24 protein-coding genes are annotated in these 25125 nt (G+C 69.7%); 13 read left to right on the top strand and 11 right to left on the bottom strand.

From position 1 onward, the window contains the following. Positions 1-17 precede the first annotated feature (17 nt). Positions 18-902: an NAD-dependent epimerase/dehydratase family protein gene (locus ACLHG5_RS08085; RefSeq protein ID WP_411314696.1), complete on the top strand. Its 885-nt coding sequence runs from the start codon at positions 18-20 to the stop codon at positions 900-902. Positions 903-1021: 119 nt separating this feature from the next. On the opposite strand, the gene ACLHG5_RS08080 is transcribed toward ACLHG5_RS08085, so the two are convergent. Beyond that, positions 1022-1774: a FadR/GntR family transcriptional regulator gene (locus tag ACLHG5_RS08080; protein ID WP_411318368.1), complete on the bottom strand. Its 753-nt coding sequence runs from the start codon at positions 1772-1774 to the stop codon at positions 1022-1024. A 179-nt stretch (positions 1775-1953) separates the two neighbouring features. Here ACLHG5_RS08080 and ACLHG5_RS08075 point away from each other — a divergent pair, with 179 nt between their 5' ends. The 5 genes from ACLHG5_RS08075 (at position 1954) to ACLHG5_RS08055 (ending at position 7484) form a co-directional block, all read left to right on the top strand. After that, positions 1954-3342: an MFS transporter gene (locus ACLHG5_RS08075; protein WP_411314698.1), complete on the top strand. Its 1389-nt coding sequence runs from the start codon at positions 1954-1956 to the stop codon at positions 3340-3342. Positions 3343-3429: 87 nt separating this feature from the next. Next, the gene (locus tag ACLHG5_RS08070) at positions 3430-5202 is read left to right on the top strand and encodes a dihydroxyacetone kinase family protein (protein ID WP_411318367.1); all 1773 of its coding nucleotides are present in this window, start codon (positions 3430-3432) and stop codon (positions 5200-5202) included. Further along, positions 5199-5726: a ribose-5-phosphate isomerase gene (locus ACLHG5_RS08065; protein WP_411318366.1), complete on the top strand. Its 528-nt coding sequence runs from the start codon at positions 5199-5201 to the stop codon at positions 5724-5726. The genes ACLHG5_RS08070 and ACLHG5_RS08065 overlap by 4 nt, the downstream gene beginning before the upstream one ends. Then, positions 5723-6544 carry a sugar phosphate isomerase/epimerase family protein gene (locus ACLHG5_RS08060; protein WP_411318365.1) on the top strand — a complete coding sequence of 274 codons (822 nt, stop codon included), beginning with the start codon at positions 5723-5725 and terminating at the stop codon, positions 6542-6544. Before ACLHG5_RS08065 ends, ACLHG5_RS08060 begins: the two co-directional genes overlap by 4 nt. After that, positions 6537-7484 (top strand): phosphogluconate dehydrogenase C-terminal domain-containing protein, encoded by a 948-nt coding sequence (locus tag ACLHG5_RS08055; RefSeq protein ID WP_411318364.1) that lies wholly within the window; start codon positions 6537-6539, stop codon positions 7482-7484. The genes ACLHG5_RS08060 and ACLHG5_RS08055 overlap by 8 nt, the downstream gene beginning before the upstream one ends. 15 nt (positions 7485-7499) lie before the next feature. On the opposite strand, the gene ACLHG5_RS08050 is transcribed toward ACLHG5_RS08055, so the two are convergent. Next, entirely contained in the window at positions 7500-8144 is a 645-nt protein-coding gene (locus tag ACLHG5_RS08050; protein ID WP_411314703.1) for a DNA-binding response regulator, read from the bottom strand. Then, positions 8141-9352 (bottom strand): sensor histidine kinase, encoded by a 1212-nt coding sequence (locus ACLHG5_RS08045; RefSeq protein WP_411314704.1) that lies wholly within the window; start codon positions 9350-9352, stop codon positions 8141-8143. The genes ACLHG5_RS08050 and ACLHG5_RS08045 overlap by 4 nt, the downstream gene beginning before the upstream one ends. 169 nt (positions 9353-9521) lie before the next feature. Between ACLHG5_RS08045 and ACLHG5_RS08040 the strand changes: the two genes are divergently transcribed. Further along, entirely contained in the window at positions 9522-9986 is a 465-nt protein-coding gene (locus ACLHG5_RS08040; protein WP_411314705.1) for a hypothetical protein, read from the top strand. Positions 9987-10038: 52 nt separating this feature from the next. Here the strand turns inward: ACLHG5_RS08040 and ACLHG5_RS08035 are convergent, their stop codons facing one another. Together ACLHG5_RS08035 and ACLHG5_RS08030 are read right to left on the bottom strand one after the other, a co-directional pair. Next, positions 10039-11133, bottom strand: coding sequence for a Gfo/Idh/MocA family protein (locus tag ACLHG5_RS08035; RefSeq protein ID WP_411318363.1), 1095 nt, complete (start codon positions 11131-11133; stop codon positions 10039-10041). After that, a complete protein-coding gene (locus ACLHG5_RS08030; protein WP_411318362.1) occupies positions 11118-11819 on the bottom strand; it encodes a ThuA domain-containing protein in 702 nt (233 codons plus the stop codon). The genes ACLHG5_RS08035 and ACLHG5_RS08030 overlap by 16 nt, the downstream gene beginning before the upstream one ends. A 210-nt stretch (positions 11820-12029) precedes the next feature. Between ACLHG5_RS08030 and ACLHG5_RS08025 the strand changes: the two genes are divergently transcribed. From ACLHG5_RS08025 to ACLHG5_RS08015, 3 genes are read left to right on the top strand one after another with little or no spacing between them, the layout of a single operon-like run. Further along, complete coding sequence (locus ACLHG5_RS08025; protein ID WP_411318361.1) at positions 12030-13118, top strand: LacI family DNA-binding transcriptional regulator; 1089 nt, start codon at positions 12030-12032, stop codon at positions 13116-13118. Between the two features lie 9 nt (positions 13119-13127). Continuing rightward, complete coding sequence (locus ACLHG5_RS08020; protein WP_411318360.1) at positions 13128-14513, top strand: magnesium chelatase; 1386 nt, start codon at positions 13128-13130, stop codon at positions 14511-14513. Beyond that, entirely contained in the window at positions 14506-16536 is a 2031-nt protein-coding gene (locus ACLHG5_RS08015; protein WP_411318359.1) for a vWA domain-containing protein, read from the top strand. The genes ACLHG5_RS08020 and ACLHG5_RS08015 overlap by 8 nt, the downstream gene beginning before the upstream one ends. Before the next feature lie 21 nt (positions 16537-16557). On the opposite strand, the gene ACLHG5_RS08010 is transcribed toward ACLHG5_RS08015, so the two are convergent. Genes ACLHG5_RS08010 through ACLHG5_RS08000 form a run of 3 tightly spaced genes read right to left on the bottom strand, consistent with a single transcriptional unit; the run spans position 16558 to position 18653 of the window. Next, positions 16558-17337, bottom strand: a complete 780-nt coding sequence (locus tag ACLHG5_RS08010; protein WP_411318430.1) for an SCO1664 family protein — start codon at positions 17335-17337, stop codon at positions 16558-16560. Continuing rightward, positions 17334-17918, bottom strand: a complete 585-nt coding sequence (locus ACLHG5_RS08005; RefSeq protein ID WP_411318358.1) for a DUF3090 domain-containing protein — start codon at positions 17916-17918, stop codon at positions 17334-17336. The genes ACLHG5_RS08010 and ACLHG5_RS08005 overlap by 4 nt, the downstream gene beginning before the upstream one ends. An 18-nt stretch (positions 17919-17936) precedes the next feature. Beyond that, positions 17937-18653, bottom strand: coding sequence for a histidine phosphatase family protein (locus ACLHG5_RS08000; protein WP_411318357.1), 717 nt, complete (start codon positions 18651-18653; stop codon positions 17937-17939). Positions 18654-18744: 91 nt separating this feature from the next. Between ACLHG5_RS08000 and ACLHG5_RS07995 the strand changes: the two genes are divergently transcribed. The 3 genes from ACLHG5_RS07995 to ACLHG5_RS07985 all read left to right on the top strand — a co-directional run bounded on the left by ACLHG5_RS07995 (position 18745) and on the right by ACLHG5_RS07985 (position 22276). Then, positions 18745-21111: an ATP-binding cassette domain-containing protein gene (locus ACLHG5_RS07995; RefSeq protein ID WP_411314713.1), complete on the top strand. Its 2367-nt coding sequence runs from the start codon at positions 18745-18747 to the stop codon at positions 21109-21111. A 113-nt stretch (positions 21112-21224) separates the two neighbouring features. Continuing rightward, a complete protein-coding gene (locus ACLHG5_RS07990; RefSeq protein WP_411318356.1) occupies positions 21225-21977 on the top strand; it encodes a thioredoxin domain-containing protein in 753 nt (250 codons plus the stop codon). Then, on the top strand, positions 21974-22276 hold the full coding sequence (locus tag ACLHG5_RS07985; protein ID WP_411314715.1) for a Dabb family protein: 303 nt from the start codon (positions 21974-21976) through the stop codon (positions 22274-22276). Before ACLHG5_RS07990 ends, ACLHG5_RS07985 begins: the two co-directional genes overlap by 4 nt. 26 nt (positions 22277-22302) lie before the next feature. On the opposite strand, the gene ACLHG5_RS07980 is transcribed toward ACLHG5_RS07985, so the two are convergent. The 3 genes from ACLHG5_RS07980 to ACLHG5_RS07970 form a co-directional block, all read right to left on the bottom strand. Beyond that, entirely contained in the window at positions 22303-23307 is a 1005-nt protein-coding gene (locus tag ACLHG5_RS07980; protein WP_411318355.1) for an NAD(P)/FAD-dependent oxidoreductase, read from the bottom strand. A 190-nt stretch (positions 23308-23497) separates the two neighbouring features. Next, positions 23498-24244: a YcnI family protein gene (locus tag ACLHG5_RS07975; protein ID WP_411318354.1), complete on the bottom strand. Its 747-nt coding sequence runs from the start codon at positions 24242-24244 to the stop codon at positions 23498-23500. Between the two features lie 131 nt (positions 24245-24375). Then, positions 24376-25035 carry a hypothetical protein gene (locus tag ACLHG5_RS07970; RefSeq protein ID WP_411318353.1) on the bottom strand — a complete coding sequence of 220 codons (660 nt, stop codon included), beginning with the start codon at positions 25033-25035 and terminating at the stop codon, positions 24376-24378. Between the last annotated feature and the right edge of the window lie 90 nt (positions 25036-25125).

The raw sequence follows: 25125 nt of genomic DNA, 5'->3' as shown, positions 1-25125 counted from the left end.
GATCCCTAGGAGACACAATGAAGGTCCTCATCACCGGCGCCCACGGCAAGGTCGGTCGTGCCGTGACCCTGGCGATGGTCGACGCGGGCCACGAGGTGCGCACGACCGACCTCTCGCGCCCCAACTTCGACCGCAAACCCGCGAGCGACCCGAAGTACACGCAAGCCGACCTCACCGACGCGGGCCAGGCCTACGCGGTCGTGCGCGACGTCGACGCCGTCGTGCACATCGCCGCGATCCCCGAGCCCACCGGCAACGCGCCCCACGTCGTGTTCCAGACCAACCTCATGGCGACCTTCAACGTTCTCGAGGCCGCCGTGCGTGCGGGCGTCTCACGATTCGTCTACATCTCGAGCGAGACCGTGCCCGGTTTCTTCTTCGCCGAGCGCGACTTCTTGCCCGAGTACGCCCCGATCGACGAGAACCACCCCGTGCACCCGCAAGACCCCTACGCCCTCTCGAAGCACTTCGGCGAGCAGCTCATGGTCGCCGCGACCGAGAGGTCGGACATGCGCACGATCTCGATCCGCCCGAGCTGGGTGCAGTTCGAGGGCAACTACGAGCACAACCTCGGCCCGCAGATCACCGAGGAGTCGAAGCCGAGCCCCGGACTCTGGAGCTACATCGACGTCTACGACCTCGCCGACGCCATCGTGCTCGCGACCGAGTCCGACCTCGCGGGCCACGAACTCTTCTACATCGCGTCGCCCGACAATGTCGGCGGGCACGACTTCGCCGAGATGCTCGCCAAGAACTACGGCGACCAGATCGAGTTGCGCGAGATCGACCGACCGGATGCCTCGGGCATCTCCACCGCGAAAGCCCGGCGACTGCTCGGCTGGACTCCGAAACGCTCGTGGCGCGACTATCTCGGCGCCGACGGCAAGACTCTGGGAGAGTAAACGATGTTCCGATTCATTCCGATCGCCTGGATGGTCATCCGCAAGGTCCTGCCCTTCGTGCGCAAGAGGTACGGCAAGTCGGGCGGCTCGACCGGCGCCGGGGGAGCTCCCACTCCGCGCTAGCGCGGAGTCTGCGGTGCGGCGCTCGCGCTCTCGAGTCGGTGCCCCGCGGTGGCCATGTGGTCGCGCATCGCGGTGAACGCCGCCGCGGGGTCGCGCGCTTCGATCGCCTCGAACACCGCGAGGTGCTCGCGATAGGCGGCTTCGGCCTGATCCCGTTCGCTCAGTCCGCGCTCGACCCACAGTCGCAGCAGAGACCGCGTGCTCTGCAGCAGGTCGCGCAGCACCACGTTGTCGGCGCTGATGGCGATCTGCAGGTGGAAGCGGATGTCGGCCTGGAGAAAGGTGTCGATGTCGTCGATGCTGTCGCGCATGACCTCGACGAATCCGCGCATCTTCGCGATGTCGTCGTCTCCGGCTCGTTCGGCGGCGAAAGTCGCCGCGTGCATCTCGAGACCGCTGCGCACCTCGATGAGCTCTCGCGTGCGCGCGGCGTTGAGCATCATGCCCCAGCTCAGGGTGGTCGGGAGCAGCTCCGAGGTGTTGTCGCGCAGGTAGGTGCCCGAGCCGGGGCGCACCGACACGATGCCGAGGATCTCGAGGGCCGCGAGGGCCTCCCGGACGGCCGAACGGCCGACGCCGAGCTGCTCGGCGAGGAGGCGTTCCGGGGGGAGTCTCGAGCCCGGGGTCAGTTCGCCGGCGGTCAGGAGGCCGATGAGCTGTTTGACGACTTCGCCGACGGCGGTCCCCTGGGGGACGACCTCGAGCTCGAGCCGCAGGTTCATCGGATCGTCGTCGGGGTAGGCGGGCACGCACCCAGCCTAACGAGGCGGTGCGCATCGGCCGCGCGGCACGGGGCGCCCAAGCGTCGCCAGTACTGGTCAACCGGTTGACAACCGCTAACGAAGTCGGCACGATGAATCTCGCGCACTCCACCGCATCGTCGGCGGGGCGCCATCCAACAACGTCGTTAGATCACCTAGGAGTCGATGTGGACACCCCACCCCGTTCGGCGGAGGCGCAGAGCGCCGTCGAGAAATCCGCGATCCGCAAGGTCGCCATCCGCCTCGTGCCGTTCGTGGCACTCATGTTCTTCATCAACTACCTCGATCGCACCGCGATCGGGTTCGCCGCCCCCAACGGCATGGAGGCCGACCTCGCCCTGTCGGCCGCGCAGTTCGGTTTCGCATCCGGCGTCTTCTTCATCGGCTACATCCTGCTCGAGGTGCCGTCGAACCTCGCCCTGCACCGCTTCGGTGCGCGCAAGTGGCTCGCCCGCATCATGGTCTCGTGGGGCATCGTCGCGCTGCTCTTCACGTGGGTGCAGAACTTCGAGCAGCTCGTCGCCCTGCGCTTCCTGCTCGGCGTCATGGAGGCCGGCTTCTTCCCCGGCGCCATCCTCTTCTTGAGCCTCTGGGTTCCCGCGGCGCACCGCAGCAAGATCCTGGCCCTCTTCTACCTGGCACAGCCGCTCACGACCGTGATCGGTGCGCCCCTCGCCGGCTGGCTCATCAGCTTCGACGGCATCTTCGGCCTCGCGGGCTGGCGCTTCATGTTCGCCGGAGTCGCGATCCCCGCGATCGTCGTGGGTGTCATCGCGTGGTTCTACCTGAAAGACAAGCCCGCAGACGCCAAGTGGCTCACCCACGAGGAACAGGTCTGGCTCACGGGAGCGCTGCAGCGCGAAGCGGCGACGAAGACGGGGTCGGCTGTCAACGGCAAGCACCCGAGCGTGTGGAAGGTCTTCGGCAACGGCCGGGTCTGGATGCTCAGCCTCATCTACTTCGGCTTCGTCTACGGCCTCTACGCTCTCGCGTTCTTCCTCCCCACGATCATCGGGGGGTTCCAGGAGCAGTACGGCACCGAGTTCACCGTCATCGAGCGCGGCTTCATCACGGCGATCCCCTACGTGCCCGCCGCGATCGCGCTCTACTTCTGGTCGCGCGACGCCACCCGACGCGGACTCAAGACCTGGCACATCGTCGGGCCGGCCGTCGTCGGTGGGCTCAGCATCCCTCTCGCTCTCTTCGCGGGATCCCCGGCCGCCACGATCGCCGTCATCGCGATCACGGCCATGGCGATCTTCGCCGCGCTGCCCAACTTCTGGACGCTCCCGACCCAGTTCCTCACGGGAGCGGCCGCAGCCGCGGGCATCGCGCTCATCAACACGATCGGCAACCTCGCCGGATTCAGTGCGCCGTACATCACGGGCGCGGTGACCGACTGGACGGGCAACTACGAGGTGCCGATGTTCATCGTCGGCTTCTTCATGCTCCTGTCCGCGGTGCTCATGGTCGTGCTCAGCCGCATGAAGAAGCCCGAGGGCTTCGTCGACAGCGCCGAGGCGAAAACCCTCACGGCGAGCGCCGGGCTCGACTGAGTCAGCCGAACCACGCGGCCGGGGGGCGCAGCGCCTGCGCCCCCGAGCTGTGGCTGACACCGACCACTTCGCCCCTCAGGAGACCTCATGACACGCCTCTACAACGATCCGAACGACTTCGCCGACGAGATGATCGACGGCTTCGTCGCCGCGAGCGCGCGCTGGGTGCGCCGCGTGCACGGCGGTGTGGTCCGCGCGACGCGGTCGACGCCGAACACCGTCGCGCTCGTGATCGGAGGCGGGTCGGGTCACTACCCGGCATTCGGGGGGCTCGTCGGCCAGGGGCTCGCCCACGGCGCCGCTCTCGGCAACCTCTTCGCGTCTCCGTCGTGGCAGCAGGTGCGATCGGTCGCCAAGTCGGCGCACAACGGCGCCGGTGTGCTTCTGAGCTACGGCAACTACGCGGGCGACGTGCTCAACTTCGACGCGGCCCAGGCGCGGCTCGTCGCCGAGGGCATCGAGACCCGCACGGTCGTTGTGACCGACGACATCTCGAGCGCTCCCGCAGAGGAGAAGCACAAGCGTCGCGGGATCGCCGGTGACCTCACCGTCTTCAAGGTCGCCGCGGCCGCCTCCGAGGCGGGCTGGTCGCTCGACGAGGTCGCACGCGTCGCGGCCAAGGCCAACGAGCACACCCGCAGTTTCGGCGTCGCGTTCTCCGGGTGTTCGCTCCCCGGCTCGAGCGAACCGCTTTTCACGGTGCCTGAGGGGCGCATGGCCATCGGCATGGGCATCCACGGCGAACCGGGGATCGCCGAGGCCGACGTGCCGACGGCCGACGGACTCGCGGCGCTCCTCGTCGACTCCCTCCTCGCCGAACTGCCCGAGGGTGTCACCGAGGTGGCCGGGCGCCGCGTCGCGGTCATCCTCAACGGGCTCGGGTCGGTCAAGTACGAAGAGCTCTTCGTCGTCTACGCGAAGGTCGACGCGCTCCTCGCGGCGGCCGGGGTCGACGTCGTCGAACCCGAGGTCGGCGAACTCGTCACGAGCTTCGACATGGCAGGAGTCTCGCTGACGCTCTTCTGGCTCGACGACGAACTCGAGTCGCTGTGGGCGGCGCCCGCGGACGCCCCCGCATACAAGAAGGGGTCGGTGGATGCGGCGGAGCGGGTCGACGACCTCGACGCGCCCATTCTCGCGGTCGCAGACATCCCCGTCGCGAGTGCGGAGTCCGCCGCGGCCGCGCGCACCGTCGTGACCGCCCTCGAGGCGATCGCCGAGACGATCGACGACCACGCAGACGAACTCGGACGCATCGACGCGGTCGCCGGTGACGGCGACCACGGCATCGGCATGCAGCGCGGAGTGACGGCAGCGCTCGCCGCCGCGCGCACGGCCGCCGACGCGGGGGCCGGGGCGGGAACCGTGCTGGCGATCGCCGGCGACGCCTGGTCGGATCGTGCTGGTGGCACCTCGGGTGCGCTCTGGGGGGCCGCACTCGAGACGATCGGGGCGACCGTGACCGACGGTGCGGCGCCCGACCGTCACTCCGTCGCCGCGGGAATCGCTGCCGCGACGCGCGCGATCCTCGAGTTCGGTGCCGTGCCGGGCGACAAGACGATGGTCGACGTGCTCGTGCCGTTCGAGAGCGCGCTCACGGCCGAGGTGGAGGCGGGCGCAGACCTCGCGACCGCGTGGGCCGTCGCCGCGGCCGTCGCCGACGACGCGGCTGCGGCGACCGCTCACCTCCTGCCGAAGATGGGCCGTGCCCGCCCCCACGCCGAACGCAGCCTCGGCACGCCCGACGCCGGCGCGACCTCCCTCGCCCTCATCGCCCGCACGGTCGCGGGCGTGCTCGCCGCCGCAGCCGACCGTGACTCGCCGACCGACCTCAGTTCCACCGAAAGGGCATCATCATGACCGACCAGTTGCGCATAATCCTCGGGTCCGACGACGCGGGTTTCGACTACAAAGAGATCCTCAAGGCCGATCTCGCGGCGAACACCGGGGTCGCGAGCATCGTCGACGTCGGTGTCGACGCCGAGTCGCACACGGCCTACCCTCACATCGCCGTCGAGGCCGCTCGCATGGTCGCGGCCGGCGAAGCCGACCGCGCCATCCTCATCTGCGGCACCGGGCTCGGCGTCGCGATCGCGGCCAACAAGGTTCCGGGAGTGCGCGCGGTCACCGCCCACGATTCCTACTCGGTCGAGCGCAGTGTGCTCTCGAACGACGCCCAGGTGCTCTGCATGGGCCAGCGGGTGATCGGTGTCGAGCTCATGCGCCGACTCGCGGCCGAGTGGCTCACCTACCGTTTCGACACCTCGAGCGCGTCGGCCGAGAAGGTCGCCGCGATCTGCTCCTACGACGGCTCGGCGGCACCTGCTGCACCCACTGCACCCACTGCACCCGCTGCACCCGCGACCGTCGACGGCGACTCGTGATCGGGCTCAGCACCTACGCCTACCTCTGGCGGATGTCTGCGGCGAACCCGGAGGCGAACCCCGAAGCGATGACGCTCGACGACGCCATCCGTGACACCGCGGCCCTCGGCATCCGTCTGTTCCAGATCTGTGACCACGCCCCTCTCGCACACCTGAGCGACGGGGAGCTCGCCGACGTGCGTTCGCTCGCCGACGACCTCGGTGTCACGCTCGAGGTGGGCACTCGCGGAACCGACCCCGAGGCTCTGCAGCGCTATCTGCACATCGCCGGCATTCTCGGGGCGACCCTCGTGCGCACGATGTGGACGGCGGGCGACGATCGCCCGGACGCCGTCGAGGTCGAGCGGCGACTGCGGGAAGTGCTCCCGCAGTTCGAGGCGGCCGGGGTCACCCTCGCGCTCGAGACCTACGAGCAGGTGACGTCGAGCGACCTCGTGGCGCTCGTCGAGGCCATCGCGAGCCCCCGCCTCAAAATCGTGCTCGACCCCGCGAACACCGTCGCGAACCTCGAGCACCCGGCCGACGTCACGGCTCGGTGCCTGCCCCACGTGGCCAATTGGCACGTCAAAGACTTCGCGTTCTCGCGCAAAGACGGCTGGGTCGGCTTCGCACTCACGAGCACGCCTCTCGGTCAGGGGCGCCTCGACTACGACGGCATCCGCTCGGCCCTCGACGCCCGCGACGGCGGCACGACGTCGGTGAACCAGATCGTCGAGCACTGGTTGCCCTGGCAGGGCGACCCCGAGACCACCAGCCGGTTGGAAGCCGAGTGGACAACGAAGACCATCGAACACCTCAGGAGGAAGAACAATGACTGACACCCTGCACAGTGCGAATGACAGCAGCGCAACCGAGACCACCGCACCCGAGACCAGCGTGACCTACGCCGACGGTCAGGGATCGGCCGACATCACCGTCGCCGTGATCGGCGCGGGCGGGAAGATGGGCCAGCGCGTCTCGAACAACCTCGCGAAGAGCTCGTACACCGCCCTCTACAGCGAAGCGTCGCCCGCGGGCGTCGAGCTCATCGAGTCGCTCGGGCGCACGGTCACGCCGACCGAGGAGGCCGTCGCGAACGCCGACGTCGTGATCCTCGCCGTTCCCGACGTCGTGCTCGGACGGGTCTCGGAGAGCGTCGTGCCCGCGATGAAGAGCGGCGCGATCATCCTCACCCTCGACCCCGCCGCCGCCTACGCCGGGCTCCTCGCGAGCCGCGACGACATCCACTACGCGGTCGCGCACCCGTGCCACCCCTCGGTCTTCCTCGAGCGCACAACGAAAGAGGAGTGGGCCGACACGTTCGGGGGAGTGGCGGCACCCCAGGAGGTCATCGCGGCCCTCGAGGGCGTCGACGAGTCGTCGCCCGTGCGCGAACTCGCGACCGGCGTGATCTCGACGATCTACGCCCCCGTCATCGCGGTGCACTACGTGACCGTCAAACAGCTCGCCGTGCTCGAGCCGACCCTCGTCGAGACGATCGCGTGCATGATCGGCGCCTTCCTCAAGGAGGCGCTCGAGGAGACCGTCGACGGCGTCGGCGTGCCGTACGAAGCGGCTCGCGCGATGCTCTACGGCCACACCTGGATCGCCCTCACCAACGGTCTGCGCGGCTCCAACCCGTTCTCGGACGCCTGCCACATCGCCATGGACTACGGGCGCGAGTCGATCGTGAAAGATGACTGGAAGAAGATCTTCGACGACAGCCAGCTCGACAGCGTCATCGCACGCATGCTCAAGATCGACGCCGTGCGGCGCTGATCGGGGCCGACGTCGTCAGATCCAGCCGTGCTGCCACGCGATGTCGGCGGCTTCGTGACGTGAGCTCGCATCGAGCTTCGTCATGGCCGCCGACAGGTAGTTGCGCACGGTTCCCGGTGCGAGGTGCAGGCGGTCGGCGATCTCCTGCACGCTGCGCGTCGACTGGCTCACGCGCAGCGCGTCGAGTTCGCGGTCGGTGAGCGGGCAGCGCTCGGCCGCGAGGGCGGTCGCGGCGATCTCCTGATCGATGTAGCGCTTGCCGGCCGCGACGGCGCGGATCACGTCGGCGAGGTCTTCGGCGGGGGTCGACTTGGGCACGAAACCCGACACCTTCGCCGCGAGGGCGCGCCTCAGCACTCCGGGTCGCGCGTGACGGGTGACGATGATCACTCGCGTCGGCACGAGGGCGAGAATGCGTGACGCCGCCTCGAGACCGTCGGCTCCGGGCATCTCGAGGTCGAGGAGGCACACGTCCGGCCGGGTCTCGACCGCGCGGTCGATCGCCGACAGTCCGTTGTCGACGTCGGCGACGACCTCGATGTCGACCTCGAGCCCGAGCAGGGCGCACATGGCCCCGCGGATGAGGTGCTCGTCGTCGGCGACGAGCAAGCGGATGACCGGGCCCGCGTGCTCCGCGCCCGGCGCTCCGGTCTCGCTCACGTGGTCACCTCCGCGCGAGCCGGCACCCACGCGCGCAGCTCGAAGAGGTCGGCCGCGGCATCCGCCTCGACGTCGAGGGTGCCGCCGAGCGCGGCCAGTCGAGCCCGCAGGCCGTCGAGGCCGGTGCTCGCGGCCTGCCCCGGCGTCGCCGAGTCGGCGAGGACGTTGTTGCTCACGACGAGACTCGAGCCGTCATCTGACGGGGCGATGCGGATCGAGGCCTTCGTCGCCCCGCTGTGGCGCAGGATGTTCGTCGTCGCCTCGCGCACGACGAGCGCGAGGGTGCGCTGGGCTTCGGGGTCGCGGGGGAGCTCGGCGACGTCGAGGCTGCACGCGGCGCCCGCGGCTGTCAGCACTTCCCGGGCGTTCTCGAGCTCCTGCTCGAGGTCGACCTCGCGATAGCCGGCGATGAGCGAGCGGGTCTCCTCGAGGGCCTGCTTCGCGATGAGGCGGCTCGCGTGCACGTGCTCGCGCGCGGCTTCGACGTCGACCGACAGCATCCGCTCGGCGAGCTCCGTCTTGAGGGCGATGACCTGCAGGTGGTGCCCCTGGATGTCGTGCAGATCGGATGCGAACCGCAGGCGTTCTTGCGCGACCGCGAGTTCCCCGGCCATCGAGCGGTGCCGGTCGAGAGTGCGCACGACGTCCCACCACCACAGGCTGCTGAGGAGGATGGGCGGCAGGAGCACCGAGTAGACGAGGAGCATCCAGAAACCGGGCGTCTCGCTCGGGGGGAGGGAACCCTCGGTCGCCGTGACGACGGCGCCGTGGGCCGCGACGACGACGGCGCCCGCGGCGATCAGCAGGTTTCGCGGGCGCTTGTCGACGAGAGCGGCGACCAGGTTGACCGCGATCCAGAGGGGGACACCCGAGATCAGGGCCGCCCCCGGGGCCGCGAGCCCGACGAGGGCGGTGAGCGCGGCGGGCACCACAAGGGCGACGGTCCACACCGTGCGCGGGAGCCCGCCCCGGAGCCCCACCCTCAAGAACCAGGTGTACCTCACGTGGAGCGCACCCGAGACGAGGATGAGCGCGACGAGGATCGCGTCGACCGGCGACCGGGTGATCGAGAAACCCGCGAGCGTCGCGAGGAGCAGAACGGCGTCGAGCGCGACGAAGATGAACACGATCGACCCGAGAGTGTATGTCCACGTCGCCTGCACGCCGCGCCCCGGTGCGGGGCGGGGTCGGGTGCGGTCAGCGTCCATCCCCACAGGCTAGGCCAGTGACATTTGTCACGGTCACCCGTGCGAGAACGCCTGCACCGAGGTGACGTCGCGACACTTCACCCGGGCACCCCCGCCCGCGAGACTCGATAGCGGAACCACCGAGCCAGCGCGAATTCGTCTGCTGGCGCACCCCGACGAAAGGCACCCCGTGATCGACTCCCTGCAAGACTTCACCGCCTCGCTCCCGCCCGTGCTGCAGTGGCTCGGGGTCATGCTCGCCTCCGCCATCCCCTTCATCGAGTCCTACGGTGGTGCGGTCATCGGCGTGCTCGCCGGCATCAACCCGGTCGTCGCGATCGTCGCCGCGGTCGTCGGCAACGTCATCTCGATGGTCGTGTTCGTCCTCAGTGCCCACGGTGTGCGCTCGAAGGTGACCCAACCCAAGGAGCTGTCGCCGCGGCGCGAGAAACTCCGCCAGCGCTTCGATCGCTTCGGGGTCCCCGGAGTGAGCCTCCTCGGTCAGACCATCCTGCCGAGCCAGATCACCTCGGCCGCCATGGTCTCGTTCGGGGCGTCGAAGAACGCGGTGATCCTCTGGCAGACCATCTCGATCATCATCTGGGGTGTCGCCTTCGGCGTTCTCGCCGCCCTCGGAACCACCCTGCTGCGCTGATCGGGCGGGGCTCGGCGATCACCGGTCGGTCAGCGTCACTTCTCGGTCAGCGTCACTTGTCGGTCCGCGGCACCGCCTCGGGCCTCTCGACCGTGGTCGTGATGGTGACGTACTCGAGGGTCTGCGCCGAGACGAGGAGCGACTCCATGACCTCGAGAACGTGGAAGGCGAGGGTGCCGCTCGCTCGCGATTCCCCCGGGCCCGAGGCATCCGCCCCCCACGCCATGTCGGCGACACCGTAGCCCCGGGCCGCCCGCGTGTAGCCCGCGGAGACGGGGAGCGTGGTCCACTCGGTGTCTCCGAGCGACCAGAGCCGCACGTCTCCCGCGAAGTGGTTGGGGTCGGGCACTCCGAGGGTGCCCCTCTCGCCGTGCACCTCGATGTTCGACGCCGTCGTCGCGACCGCGTCGAAGCTCGTGACGAGGGTCGAGATCGCGCCGGACTCGTGCACGAGCAGGCCCGTGACGTGCGTCGGCGTCGAGACGGGGATGACCTCTCCCTCGCGCTCACCGGACCGGATGGTGCGCGTCGACCTCGTGGCACTCGCGGCCCCGACGACGCGAGCGACCGGACCGAGCAGCGTCACGAGGGCGGTGACGTAGTACGGCCCCATGTCGAGGAGCGGCCCGCCGCCGGGCACGTAGTAGAAGTCGGGGTTGGGGTGCCAGCGCTCGTGGCCCGGCGTCACCATGGTCGCGGTCGCCGAGATGGGGGATCCGATGAGCCCGTCGTCGATGGCTTTGCGGGCCGTCTGCACGCCCGAGCCGAGCACCGTGTCGGGGGCGCTGCCGATTCTCACGCCCGCGGCCTCCGCCGCGGCGAGAACCGAGCGGGCCTCGTCGGTCGTCGCGGTGATGGGCTTCTCGACGTAGACCGATTTGCCCGCCGTGATGATGCGGTGAGACACCTCGGCGTGCGCGGCCGGAATGGTGAGGTTGACGACGACTCGGATGCGGTCGTCGGCGAGCAGCTCGTCGGCGCTCAGGGCTTCGGTTCCGGGGGTCGCGTCGGCGACCTCCTGTGCCCTCGAGAGGTCGAGGTCGGCGACGGCGACGAGGCGCACGTCGTCGAGTCGCGCAAAGGTCTCGAGGTACTGCGCGATGATCTTCCCGCACCCGATGATCCCGACGTTCAACGGCTCGCCCACAGGAGTCCCCTCTCGATGATGGTGCGCACGGTCTCGTTCTCGAGAACGGCGACGTTGTGGCCCGCGGTGCTCACGAAGATGCGACCGGCGCCCCACTGCCGGGTCCAGACGGCGGGGCACGTGATGGGGCGGTTCCAGGCATCCCACTCGCGAGCCGGGAGGGTCGTGGTCGCGAGCACGTCGTTGTAGTCGTCGCTCAGCACCCAGTACTGCTCGGTCACGACGTCGAAGCTCTCGATGCCGCGCGTGATCGGGTGGTCGGCCGCCGACTCGAGAACGTCGATGCGGTAGGGCAGGTAGTTGTCGGCCTGCTCACCCTTCGCCTCGCTCGGGTGCACTCCGGGGTGGTGGGCGAACTGTCCGCCGATGAGCTGCAGGTAGTCCGCGGTGTTGCGGTAGGAGTCGGCGATGCCGCCGTGCCATCCGGCCATCCCGGTGCCCGCCTCGATCGCGGCACGGAGCCCCGCGATCTCCTCCTTCTCGATCGTCGTCATGGTGTTGCACTGCACCACCAGGTCGACGTCGGCCATGACCGTCGCGTCGGCGTAGACGGCGGTCGACTCGTGCACGCTCACCTCGAAACCGTGGGCCTCGAGGTGGGGGATGAACATCTCCGTCGCCTCGACGGGCTGGTGGCCATCCCACCCCCCTCGAACGATGAGGGCGCGTTTGAGGCTGGGTGTCATGGTGTTCTCGTCTTTCGAGGGTGGGCGTGGGTGTCAACTCACCGCTTCGCCGTCGAAGCAGCCCGATATCGCAGTGGCTGAACGTGTCGGCAGAAACTTTTCGCAAGCGGAGCCGACATCCACGACGCTACCCAGTGCGATGACGGCGGTCAAGCGCGCCGAGTTCGCCGACACCGAGCGAAAAGTTTCGGATGTTCGCTACCCTGAGCTGTGGCCACGAACACACCCAAGCTCACCCTGCGGCAGATCGCTGCCGACGCCGGCGTCTCGGTGCCGACGGTCTCGAAAGTGCTCAACGGTCGGGCCGACGTCGCCGAGAGCACGCGCCGCCGGGTCACGAGCGCGATCCGCGCGCGGGGATACGCGTCTCCCCAGCAGCGCCGGAGAGCCGCGACCGCGCCGGCGCTCGTCGACCTCGTGACCGACCTGCTCACCTCCGCGTACTCGGTCGAGGTCATGCGGGGCATCGTCGACGTCGCCGCGTCAGAGGGCGTCGAGGTCGTCATCAGCACGCTCAGTTCCCGGCAGGCACCGTCGACCGACGGCGCGGTGTGGGCGCAGCGGCTGAGCGCCGCAGGCAGGCGCGGCCTCATCCTCGTCGCGAGCGAGGTCGACGCGACCCAACTCGATGAGCTGCGCGCGCACGGCATCTCGGTCGTTCTCATCGACCCGTTCAGCACGCCGCAAGACGACGTCGTGACCCTCGGGTCGACCAACTGGGCCGGCGGTCGGGCGGCCGTCGACCACCTCATCTCGCTCGGCCACCGACGCATCGGCTACCTCGGTGGGCCGCTCGGTGCGGATTGCGCGAGCGCTCGACTGCACGGTTACCACGCCGCGCTCGCCGACGCCGGTATCGCGGCCGACCCCGCGGTCATCCGCCACGGGCCCTTCGAGAGCGCGACGGGAACCGAGGGGCTCGCCGCGCTGTGCGACACGGGAGACCTGCCGACCGCGATCTTCGCAGCGAGCGACTCGATCGCGATCGGCGTCATGACCGAGGCGCACCGTCGGGGGATCAGGGTGCCCGACGACCTGAGCGTCGTGGGCTTCGATGGCACACCGCTCGTCGATCAGACCGTTCCGCGCCTCACCTCGGTCGCCCAACCCCTCTTCGAGATCGGTGCGACGGCCCTGCGGACAGTGCTCAGACTCACGCGCGACGAACCGGTCGAGTCGATGCACATCGAGCTCGCGACGAAACTCGTGGTGAGGGAATCGACGGCACCGCCGTGCGGGAAACCGCGCGTACACTCCGCCGCACGACGCTCAGGGTCCGCTCCAGAAAAGCAGGCGTAGCCTGACGCCATGACCCGCCCCACCATCGCCACACTCGGCGAATTGCGCGCCTCCGGCCACGTGGCCACGTCCCTCCGCGAAGAGATCCGCGGCAACCTCCTCGCGGCCCTCCGCGACGGTCGGGATCCGTGGCCCGGACTCCACGGATTCGAGTCGACCGTCATCCCGCAGCTCGAGCGCGCGCTCATCGCCGGCCACGACATCGTTCTGCTCGGCGAACGCGGCCAGGGCAAGACGCGCATCCTCCGCACCCTCGCAGGGCTGCTCGACGAGTGGTCTCCCGTCATCGAGGGGTCGGAGCTCGGCGAGCACCCGTTCGAGCCCATCACCGTCGAGAGCATCCGGAGGGCGGCCGAACTCGGCGACGATCTGCCCGTCTCGTGGCGCAGTCGAGACGAGAGATACGTCGAGAAGCTCGCGACACCCGACACGAGCGTCGCCGACCTCATCGGCGACGTCGACCCCATGAAGGTCGCGGGCGGCCTGAGTCTCGGCGACCCCGAGACCATCCACTTCGGCCTCATCCCGCGCAGCCACCGCGGCATCGTCGCGATCAACGAACTGCCCGACCTCGCCGAGCGCATCCAGGTGGCGATGCTCAACGTCATGGAGGAGCGCGACATCCAGATCCGCGGGTACGTTCTGCGGCTGCCTCTCGACGTGCTCGTCGTCGCGAGCGCCAACCCCGAGGACTACACGAACCGCGGCCGCATCATCACGCCGCTCAAAGACCGATTCGGCGCGGAGATCCGCACCCACTACCCGACCGAGCTCGACGACGAGGTCGCCGTCATCCGCCAGGAGGCCCAGCTCGTGGCCGAGGTGCCCGACTACCTGGTCGAGATCCTCGCGCGATTCACGAGGGCGCTGCGCGGGTCGGGATCGGTCGACCAGCGCAGCGGCGTGAGCGCTCGCTTCTCCATCGCGGGGGCCGAGACGATCGCGGCGGCCGCGATCCACCGCGCCACGCGCCAGGGCGAAGACGACGCGGTCGCGCGGCCCGTCGACCTCGAGACCGCCGTCGATGTGCTCGGCGGCAAGATCGAGTTCGAGTCTGGCGAGGAGGGGCGCGAAGACGAGATCCTCGACCACCTCTTGCGCACCGCGACCGCCGAGACGGTGCGCGCGCACTTCCGCGGCCTCGACTTCGGCGTGCTCGTCGACGCGATCGAGGGCGGCGTCATGGTCACGACGGGCGAGCAGGTCGCCGCTCGCGACTTCCTCGCGGGTCTCCCCGCGCTCGGGGAGTCGCAGCTCTACGACCAGATCTGCGAGCGACTCGGCGCCGCGAACGACGGCGAGCGCGCGGGCGCGATCGAGCTCGCGCTCGAAGGCCTCTACCTCGGCCGTCGCGTGAGCAAGGAGAGCGGGGGAGGCGAGACGATCTATGGCTAGAGCGAATCGCCGGCTCACGCGCGACATCCGCTACGGCCACTACGTCGACGGCCCCGACCCTCTCGCTCCGCCCGTCGACCTGACCGAGGCGCTCGGCGCCATCGGCGACGACGTGATGGCGGGGTATTCGCCCGAGCAGGCGCTGCGCGAGTTCCTCCGCCGCGGGGGCCGTGACCTCACGGGCCTCGACGACCTCGCGCAGCGTGTCGCCGAGAAGCGGCGCGACCTCGCCCGCAAGCACAACCTCGACGGCACGCTCCAGGAGGTCAAACAGCTCCTCGATCGTGCGGTTCTCGCCGAGAGGGGGCAGCTCGCGCGCGACACCGCGATGGATGACGGCGACCGCGCGCTCGCCGAGATGCAGCTCGACAACCTCCCCGCTTCCCCGGCCGCCGCCGTGAGCGAACTCGGCGGCTACGACTGGACGAGCCCCGCCGCGCGCGAGGACTTCGAGAGGATCAAAGATCTCCTCGGGCGCGAGATGCTCGAGCAGCGTTTCGCGGGAATGAAGAACGCTCTCGAGAACGCGACCGACGCCGACCGGGCGGCGATCACGGCGATGCTCGACGACCTCAACGAGCTGCTCGCCGCGCACCAGCGCGGCGACGACACTCCCGAGCAGTTCGACGACTTCATGCAGAAGCACGGCGAGTTCTTTCCCGAGGGTCCCGAGTCGATCGACGAGCTCCTCGATGCGCTCGCTCAGCGGGCCGCCGCAGCACAGCGCATGCGCAACTCGATGACCCCCGAGCAGCGCGCCGAACTCGACGCTCTCGCCGAGCAGGCCTTCGGGTCTCCCGACTTGATGTCGTCTCTCGGGCAACTCGACGACACGCTCCGCCAGTTGCGGCCCGGCGAGAACTGGGGAGGTTCCGAGCGCATGGACGGCGAGCAGGGTCTCGGGCTCGGCGACGGCACCGGGGTCTTCCAGGACATCGCCGACCTCGACGAGCTCGCCGAGCAGCTCGCACAGAGCTACAGCGGGTCGAGCATCGACGACATCGACCTCGACACTCTCAGCAAGCAGCTCGGCTCCGACGCGGCCGTGGATGCGCGCACCCTCCAGCAGCTCGAGAAGGCACTGCGCGACTCCGGAACGGTCAAGCGCGGCAGCGACGGTCAGCTCACGATGACCCCGAAGGCGATGCGGCAGCTCGGCAAGTCGCTCCTGCGCGACGTCGCGCAGAAGCTCTCGGGCAGGCAGGGTCAGCGCGACCTCCGGCAGGCGGGAGCGGCGGGTGATCGTTCGGGGGCCACTCGCGAGTGGGCGTTCGGTGACACCGAGCCGTGGGATGTCACCCGCACCATCACCAACGCGGTGACGCGCACCGCGGGCGAGGGTGGTTCGACCGGCTCCGGCGTGCGCATCGAGGTCGGCGACATCGAGATCCAAGAGACCGAGGCCCGCACTCAGGCCGCCGTCGCGCTGCTCGTCGACACGTCGTTCTCGATGGCGATGGACGGCCGCTGGGTGCCCATGAAACGCACGGCACTCGCCCTGCACACCCTCATCACGAGCCGGTTCCGCGGCGACGATCTGCAGCTCATCCAGTTTGGCCGCACCGCCTCGGTCATGCAGATCGACGAGCTCGTGGGCCTCGACGCGCAGTGGGAGAAGGGCACCAACCTGCACCACGCGCTGCTTCTCGCGAACAGGCATTTCCGCAAGCATCCGAATGCGCAGCCCGTGTTGCTCATCGTGACCGACGGTGAACCGACCTCGCACCTCGAGCCGGGGGGAGAGGTGTTCTTCGACTACCCGCCCGCGCCGCTCACGATCGCGGTCGCGGTGCGCGAGCTCGACAACTCGATGAGGCTCGGCGCGCACACGACGTTCTTCAGGCTCGGCGACGATCGCGGCCTCGCGCGTTTCATCGACTCGATGGCGAGGCGCGTGGGAGGGTCGGTCGTGGCACCGGAGACGGATGATCTCGGGGCCGCGGTCGTGGGGGCCTACCTCGGGTCACGCCGGGGCGGCGGCACCTCCGGAGACGACTGGGGAGGCGCGGCGGGGTTGTTCTGAGGATCGGAAGGCAGGCTCGGGTCAGAACAGCGGCCAGGGCACCGCGGGCATCTGGCCGCGCGGCGGCGGGAACGCGCCGCGGGTGAGCAACCGCTCACAGCGTCGTCTGAGGGCCTCGACCTCGTAGTCGGTGATCATGCTGCCGAGCCTCTCGCCGAGGCCCGAGTCGAGCTGTTCGCGCACGCGCTCGACACCCTCGCGCTCGTCGGTCGAGAGCTCCTCGCCGATCCACCCCCACAGCACCGTGCGCAGCTTGTGCTCCGAGTGCAGCGTGAGGCCGTGATCGACGCCGTAGCGGTGACCGTCGGCCATCGGCAGGATGTGCGCGCCCTTGCGATCGGCGTTGTTCACGACGATGTCGAACACCGCCATCCGTCGCAGGGCTGCGGTGTCTTCGTGGACCAGCGCGACGGCCCGGTCGTCTTCGTCGGTGCCGTCGAAGACGTGACGCCAGCCGCTCTCGGGCATCGCGCCGGAAGGCACGAGGTCGACGGCATCCTGCTCGGGGTCGAGCTCCTGCCAGAGCTGCACCATCCCCTCGCCGAGGGGGCCGTCGCGCAACCACGTGCGCGGCACGATGTTCCAGCCGAACGCCTCGGAGACGAGGTGGGCCGCGACCTCCCGGTGCGCGAGGTCACCGTCGGGGAAGTCCCACAGCGGCTTCTCTCCCGCGATCGGCTTGTAGACCACGACGGTGTCGCCGACGGTTCCGAGGAACGTCGCGTTCGAGGCTGTCGTGATGCGGCCGCTGAGCGCGAGGTCGCCGCTCAGCAGGTCGGCGCCGACATCGGCCACCCTCAGAAACCGTCAGGCAGAACGCACGTGTGACCCTCGGGGTCGATGGGGGTCGCGCAGAACGGGCACAGCGGCCTGCCGGCCCCGACGACCTCGCGAGTGCGCTTGGCGAAGGCCCTGGCCGTGCCGACGGGGATCTTGACGACGACCATCTCCGACGGCTCGACGGTGTCGTCGCGCTCGTCGCGCTCCTCGTCGGCGTCGTCGAACGGGTCGCGGTCGTCTGCATCGGCCTCCACGATCGGGAACATCTCGATCACGAGCTGCACGGTCGACGGGTCCCAGCCGAGGCTCATGGTCCCCGTGCGGAACTGCTGCTCGACCGGTTGCTCGAGCGGCTCGTTGTCGACGAGTTCGATCGGCGTCGACGACGGCACGCTGAACGGGTTGCCGTCGGTCGTCATGAGGTGGTCGAGGATCTCGTCGATCTTCTCGGCGAGCAGAGCCGACTGCTCCTTCTCGAGAGCGACCGAGACGAGCCTGCGTCCGCTGCGGGCTTGCAGGTAGAACGATCGCGAGCCCGGGCTCCCGACGGTGCCGACCACGACGCGGTCGGGCCAGACTAATTCGTGCACGAGTGTGGCCATGACGTCAGCTTAGGAGCGTCAGCCAGCAGATGGCTGAGGGCCCGCTCCGCCTCCGACGGCGGCATCGACAGTCGGCGCCGCCGCGCGCAGCCACGCGAGGTCGCCCGAGTCGGTGTTGGTCGCGATGACCTCGGGCCTCGCGGTGCCGTAGCGCACGATCGACACCGAGGCCGGGTTGACGCCGATGCGCTGGAACAGGTCGAGGTGCATGCCGAGAGCGTCGGCGAGCACCGATTTGATGATGTCGCCGTGACTCACCGCGACCCACACGGCTTCGGGCCCGTGCTCGGCTTCGATCACGGCATCCGTGCGACGGATGGCGGCGACCGATCGCGCTTGCATGGCCTGCAGCGACTCGCCCCCCGGGAACACCGCCGCCGACGGGTGGTTCTGCACGACCGACCACAGCGGTTCCTTCGCGAGCTCGGCGAGGGTGCGCCCCTGCCACTCGCCGTAGTCGCACTCGGTGATGGCGTCGTCGGTCGTCACCGCCGGGGAGCCGGTCGTGCCGGTCGTGCCGGGTTGGCGATCGAGGATGATCCCCGCGGTCTGGAGGCACCGCTCGAGGGGGCTCGACACGACGGCGGCGAGCGGAACCGCGCTCAATCGCTCGGCCGTGCGCGCCGCCTGCTCGAGCCCGACGGAGTCGAGTCGGACACCGGGGGTGCGGCCCGCGAGAAGTCCCGACGCGTTTGCTGTGGTGCGACCGTGCCGCACGAGGATGACTGTAGCCATTGCCGCAAGCCTAGACACCGCTGGCCGTGCCCTTTCCCGATGTCGGGTGCACCTGCTTGAATCAAGCACCGCCCGCACCGGAGGAGACCCGATGAGCTCGATTTCGCCGCACGTCGCCGACACCCACGACATCATCAGGGTGCAGGGTGCACGCGAGAACAATCTGAAGAACGTGAGCGTCGACATCCCGAAGCGCCGTCTCACGGTCTTCACCGGGGTCTCGGGCTCGGGCAAGAGCTCGCTCGTGTTCGGCACGATCGCGGCCGAGTCGCAACGCATGATCAACGAGACCTACAGCGCGTTCCTGCAGGGGTTCATGCCGTCGCTCGCCCGGCCAGACGTCGACGTGCTCGAGGGCCTCACGACAGCGATCATCGTCGACCAGGAGCGGATGGGGGCCAACTCGCGCTCGACCGTCGGCACGGCCACCGACGCCAACGCGCTCCTGCGCATCGTCTTCAGTCGCCTCGGCGACCCGCACGTCGGATCACCCCAGGCTTTCTCGTTCAACGTCGCGTCGATCTCCGGCGCGGGCGCGGTGACGCTCGAGAAGGGCGGCGCAACCGTCAAGGAGCGACGCGAATTCACCATCACCGGGGGCATGTGTCCGCGCTGCGAAGGCATGGGCAAGGTCAGCGACATCGACCTCACGCAGCTCTACGACGACGCCAAGTCGCTCGCCGACGGCGCCCTCACGATCCCCGGTTACAACGCCGAGGGCTGGATGGTGCGCATCTTCACGGAGTCGGGCTTCCTCGACCCGGCGAAGCCCATCCGCGACTACACCGAGACCGAGCTCGCCGACTTCCTCTACAGAGAGCCGACGAAGGTGTCGCTCCAGTCGATGAACATGACCTACGAGGGGCTCATCCCCAAGATCCAGAAATCGTTCCTGTCGAAAGACCGGGAGGCGATGCAGCCTCACATCCGCGAGTTCGTCGACCGGGCCGTCACGTTCACGGCGTGCCCCGACTGCGGGGGCACGCGACTCAACGAGGGGGCGCGTTCCTCGAAGGTCGGCGGCATCTCCATCGCCGACGCGTGCGCGATGCAGATCAGCGACCTCGCGGCGTGGGTGCAGACCCTCGACGAGCCGACCATGGCGCCCCTGCTCGCGGCACTCCGGCACTTGCTCGACTCCTTCGTCGAGATCGGCCTCGGCTACCTCTCGCTCGACCGTTCTGCGGGGAGCCTCTCGGGTGGCGAAGCCCAGCGCACCAAGATGATCCGCCACCTCGGGTCGTCGCTCACCGACGTCACCTACGTCTTCGACGAGCCGACGATCGGGCTCCACCCCCACGACATCCAGCGGATGAACTCGCTCCTCGTGAGGCTCAGAGACAAGGGCAACACCGTGCTCGTCGTCGAGCACAAACCCGAGATGATCGCGATCGCCGACCACGTCGTCGACCTCGGACCGCGCGCGGGAACCGACGGGGGCACGATCCGCTTCGAAGGCACCGTCGAGGGTCTGCGGGCGAGCGACACCCTCACGGGGCAGCACCTCGACGATCGCGCGGCCCTCAAAGAGACGATCCGCCCCGCGACGGGAGAGCTGCAGATCCGCGGGGCGACGGCCCACAACCTGCGGGATGTCGACGTCGACATCCCTCTCGGCGTGCTCGTCGTCGTGACGGGGGTCGCCGGATCGGGCAAGAGCTCGCTCATCCACGATTCGGTCGCTCGACGCCCCGGCGTCGTCTCGATCGATCAGGGTGCCATCCGCGGCTCGCGGCGCAGCAACCCCGCGACCTACACGGGAGTGCTCGAGCCGATCCGCAAGGCGTTCGCGAAAGCCAACGGGGTGAAACCGGCGCTCTTCAGCTCGAACTCGGAGGGCGCGTGCCCCACGTGCAACGGCAACGGGGTGATCTACACCGACCTCGGCATGATGGCGACGGTCGCCACGACGTGCGAGGTGTGCGAGGGCAAGAGGTTCCAGGCATCCGTTCTGCAGCACCTGCTCGGCGGTCGCGACATCAGCGAGGTGCTCGCGATGCCGATCACCGACGCCGCCGAGTTCTTCGGCACGGGGGAGGCGCGCACACCCGCGGCGAAAGCGGTTCTCGACCGCCTCGTCGATGTCGGGCTCGGCTACCTGAGCCTCGGGCAACCGCTCACGACCCTGTCGGGGGGCGAGCGGCAGCGACTCAAGCTCGCGATCCACATGGCGGAGAAGGGCGACGTTCTCGTGCTCGACGAGCCGACGACCGGCCTCCACCTCGCCGACGTCGAGCAGTTGCTCGGTCTGCTCGACCGCATCGTCGACTCCGGCAAGTCGGTCATCGTCATCGAGCATCACCAGGCGGTCATGGCTCACGCCGACTGGATCATCGACCTCGGACCCGGGGCGGGTCACGACGGCGGCCGGATCGTGTTCGAGGGCACCCCCGCCGACCTCGTCGCGGCCTCGTCGACGCTCACCGGGGAGCACCTCGCGGCCTACGTCGGGCGCTGACGATGTTCGCTCAGACCGGAACGAAAACGATGTGACTGCGCCCCCGCGAGGAGCAGGATGGGGGCACCCCCGCCATTTCGCCCTCGCGAGGAGTGCCGTATGGCCGGGTCCAGTTGAGCGGCGGGATCCTCGCCGCGGCACTCGTCTCACCCGTCACGTGGGGCATCATCGCGGCGCTCGTGATCGGCGAATTCGTCGGCATCACCGGCGCGGTGCGCAACGAAGCGCGCGTGGGGGTGCTCTCCGCGTCGATCATCGCCTTCGTGATCGCGGCCGTGATCTTCAGGATCGCGGATGCCGCGCGGCCGGCCGAGTCGGTCGGGCACACGCTCGTGCGGCCCGTCGATCGGTCGCGTGACCACATCTTCGGCTCCGACGACGCGCCGTTCGAGATCGTCGAGTACGGCGACTTCCCGTGCGGCTTCTGCCTCAAGGCCACCGGGGCGGTCGAGGAGGTGCGCCGGGAACTCGGCGACCGCGTGCGCTACGTGTGGCGTCATGCGCCGCTCGCGAGCTATCACCCGAACGCGGTCGCCGCCGCCGAAGCCTCGGAGGCGGCGGCGCTCCAGGGCAGGTTCTTCGAGTACGAGCGCAGCCTCTTCGCCGACCAGGAGAACCAGTTGCCGTCGGACATCGTGCGCCGGGCCGCGGAGCTCGGCCTCGATGTCGAGAGGTTCGAGCGCGACCTCAACTCGCCCGAGGTCGCGGCGCGCGTCCGCGATGACGTGCTCGATGCGGAGGCGATGGACATCACGTCCGTGCCGACCTTCTTCATCAACGGAGAGAGGCATCATGGACCGTACGACGCACGATCCCTCATCCGCGCTCTCACCGAGAGCGCTCCAGCATCGGAGCCCCGACAGTGACCGCCATCGACCACATCGTCCTCGTCCAGTGGGCCGAGTCCGCGACGATCGCAGCGCGAGACGAGGTGCGGGCGAAGGTCCGTGATTTCGTGACCACGATCGCCGGGGTCGACTCGGTGACAGAGGGTCCGAGCGTGAGCACGGAAGGCCTCGAACGGGCTCACGACTACGGGTTCATCGTGCGCTTCACGACCGTCGACGCCCGCGACGCCTACCTGCCCGATCCCGTGCACCTCGACGTCGCCGATCTGATCGGGGCGAACGCCGCGAACGTGACGGTGTTCGACATCGCGCGATGATCGCGCTCGCGGCGCTCAGGTCGGAGTCAGCCCGGGAACGCGCTCGCCCGAGCGATCGCGCGCCCGAGAGCGTCGCCCGAGGTCCACGCCGCGGCGACCGACGCCTTGCCGCCCCACGCGTCGCCGCACACGCCGACGCGGTCGTCGAGCAGAAACGGGTCGTCGTGGGGTGCTGCCGGGCGCGCGAAAGTCCAGCGGTGCGCGAACGCGTCGACGGGCGCGGCGGTGAGGGCGAGCATCCGCGAGACGGCCTCGGTGATCGGGGCGATCGCCCCATCGGGGTCGTCGAGGTGGGCGTGGGCGAGTTCAGCACTCGAGTGCGCGACGAGCACGGGCGCCCCGTCACCGCGGCGATCGCCGTCGTCGGCGACGAACGAGAGCTTGGGGGAGTCGTTGACGAAAGCGCCGTGGAGGTCGGACGCCCACTCGTGCTCGGCGAAGGTCAGAGCGACGGCGATCGTCGGATGCCACCCGTCTGCGCCGTGCAGTACGTCGAGCGCGCGGGACCCCGGTGCGAGCAACCGCCGCGCTTGAGGGTCGGGCATCGCGAGCACCACGTGGTCGAAACCCTCGGCGCCGGTCGAGCCGGTGAACGAAACCGACACCGACGCGGTGTCACCCGTGGCCGGCGTGACCTCCTCGACCGTCTCCCCGGCCACGACGTCGAGCCCCTCGGCGAGGTCGATCACGAGATCGCGCAGACCCGTGGGTGACGCGAACCGCATCGGACCCGACCGCGAATCACGGATGCCGTCGGGGCCCGCCGTGCGGAACGTATCGGTCCACTCGCGAGCGAGCCCGCGCGCGAGCCAGTCGTGCACGACCGCCTCGAACCGGCTGTCCGGTTCGGCCGTGAAGTAGGACGCGCCGAGATCGATCGCCCGACCGTCGACCCGGCGTCCCGACATCCGGCCCCCCGGCGCGCGACCCCGATCGACGACCCGCACCGTCGCCCCCGCGTCGCGGAGGGCGCGAGCGCACGCGAGTCCCGAGATACCGGCGCCGACAACGAGAACGGTGGGGGAGGTCATGCGCTCATCCTGCCGTGTGTGGCTGTGACTAGCGCGGTTCGTGCGCGGGGTAGGAGTCGTCGGCCGGCGCGCGGGGTTCGGCGCGATGGGTGCGGCGTGGCGCGGGTGGGGTCCTACTCGCGGCCCACACCGGCGGCCTGCGGCGGGAGGGCGGCCCGCACCGGAGCGGTGCGGGCCGCGAGGTCGCGCGCTAGTTCGCCGTCTTGCGACGCGCGAGCAGGGCGAGCACGACTCCGATCGCGCCGACGGCGAAACCGACGACACCGATCACGCGTGCGACGACGTCGGTCGCTGCGGATGTCTCGGTCGATCCTGCGTCGGTCGACCCGCTGCTCGCCGAGTCGGCCGCATCCGTGTCCGAGTCCGCGCTGTCGCCGGAGGAGTGCGCGCCGTGGTCGTCACCGGCAGGCTCGTCGGTGATGTAGAGCACGGGCGCGGGGTACTGCGCGTCGGCTTCGGTCTCCGACCACGACACGACGTCGCCGTCGGTGTACGTCTGCGTCGCGGGCAGCACGATCGACCCCGTGTCGGGCACCGGGCCGAGGGAGAGCTCGAACTGCTGGAGCTCGCCGTCGGCGATCTCCGACCCCGGCTCGGCGGTGAAGACCACCGACGTCACGGCCTCGGTGATCTCGCCCGCCTCGACCTCGACCGGTTCGGGCAGGGTGGTGCGCACGAGTTCGGTCGTCCACCCGGCGACGGGCACGTAGCGCACGCTCGAGAACGGGGTGTCGGTCGGCAACGCGATCTCCACGCTCTCGGTTTCGGCGGTAGCCGATTCGTTCGGCACCTTGACGGTGATGACGGTGTAGCTGCCCGGTTCGGCGCTCGCCGGGTCGATGGTCACGTGCGCGCTCGCCGCGAGGGGGCTCGCGACGGCGAGGAGAAGACCGGCGGTGCCGGCGACGGACAAACGGGTGATGGTGCGAGTGTTCATGGTGTTCCTTGCGTGCTGTCGGCCGCGCTCGAGGCGGCACGAGAAATGGTCGACGACGAGACCGTCGTCGGGGTGCGACGCGCACGATCGATGATCGAGCTGAGACGTCGCGAGGGCGGATGCCCGGAGTTCTAGAAGACGGCGACCGACGGCGGGCCACGGAGTCCGAGCGCCGAGAGGTCGTCGGCGCGGGCGACGGGAACGAAGCCGCGCGAGTCGATCCGCGTGCCCCGCGGGCGGATGTCCGGCGCGACCGCGAGGGCGATGGCCGCCGACGCGACGCGCACGAGCGGCGCGACCACGAGGCGAGCCGTGTCGACGAGCGACCAGAATGCCGCCTCACCGAAGCGCACGGCGAGCACCGTGACGACGACGGCCGCGAGGTGGGCGAGGGTCATCACGGCATCGAGCGAGAGAGCCGTCGTCGCGCCGGCATCGGCGAGGGCGCTCGTCGGAAGGGTGGTCTCGAGCGCGTGCCCGGCGTGACCGTGGCTGACCGCGTCGCCGGGGGTCGCCGTGTGGCCGGCGCTCGACGCGGGGGAGCCGATCGAGAAGACGAGGTGGAAGAGGGCTTGAGACCCCACGACCGCGGGCACGAGTCGCCAGCTCGAGACGCGACGCCCGGCGAGGGCGATGCACAGGAGCACCGCGAACGCGAGAGCGAGAGCGAGGATCGGTGCCGGGGGGAAGGCGCCGCCACCCGCCGCGTGGAACACCCCGGCGACGAGGGTCGCGATGACGGCGGCGGCGATACCGCGCACGGTGCGCGCGACGCGACTGCTCGACCCCACGCCCACCTCTATTCCGCTCCCGCACCGCGACCGATGCTGTCGTGACGACGGGAGAGATCTTATTGCCTGCCCGGTGCGTGCTCGGTGGGT

The organism is Marisediminicola sp. LYQ85 (assembly GCF_046600695.1).
GTDB lineage: Bacteria > Actinomycetota > Actinomycetes > Actinomycetales > Microbacteriaceae > Marisediminicola.
This window is presented reverse-complemented; position numbering and strand designations above follow the sequence as displayed.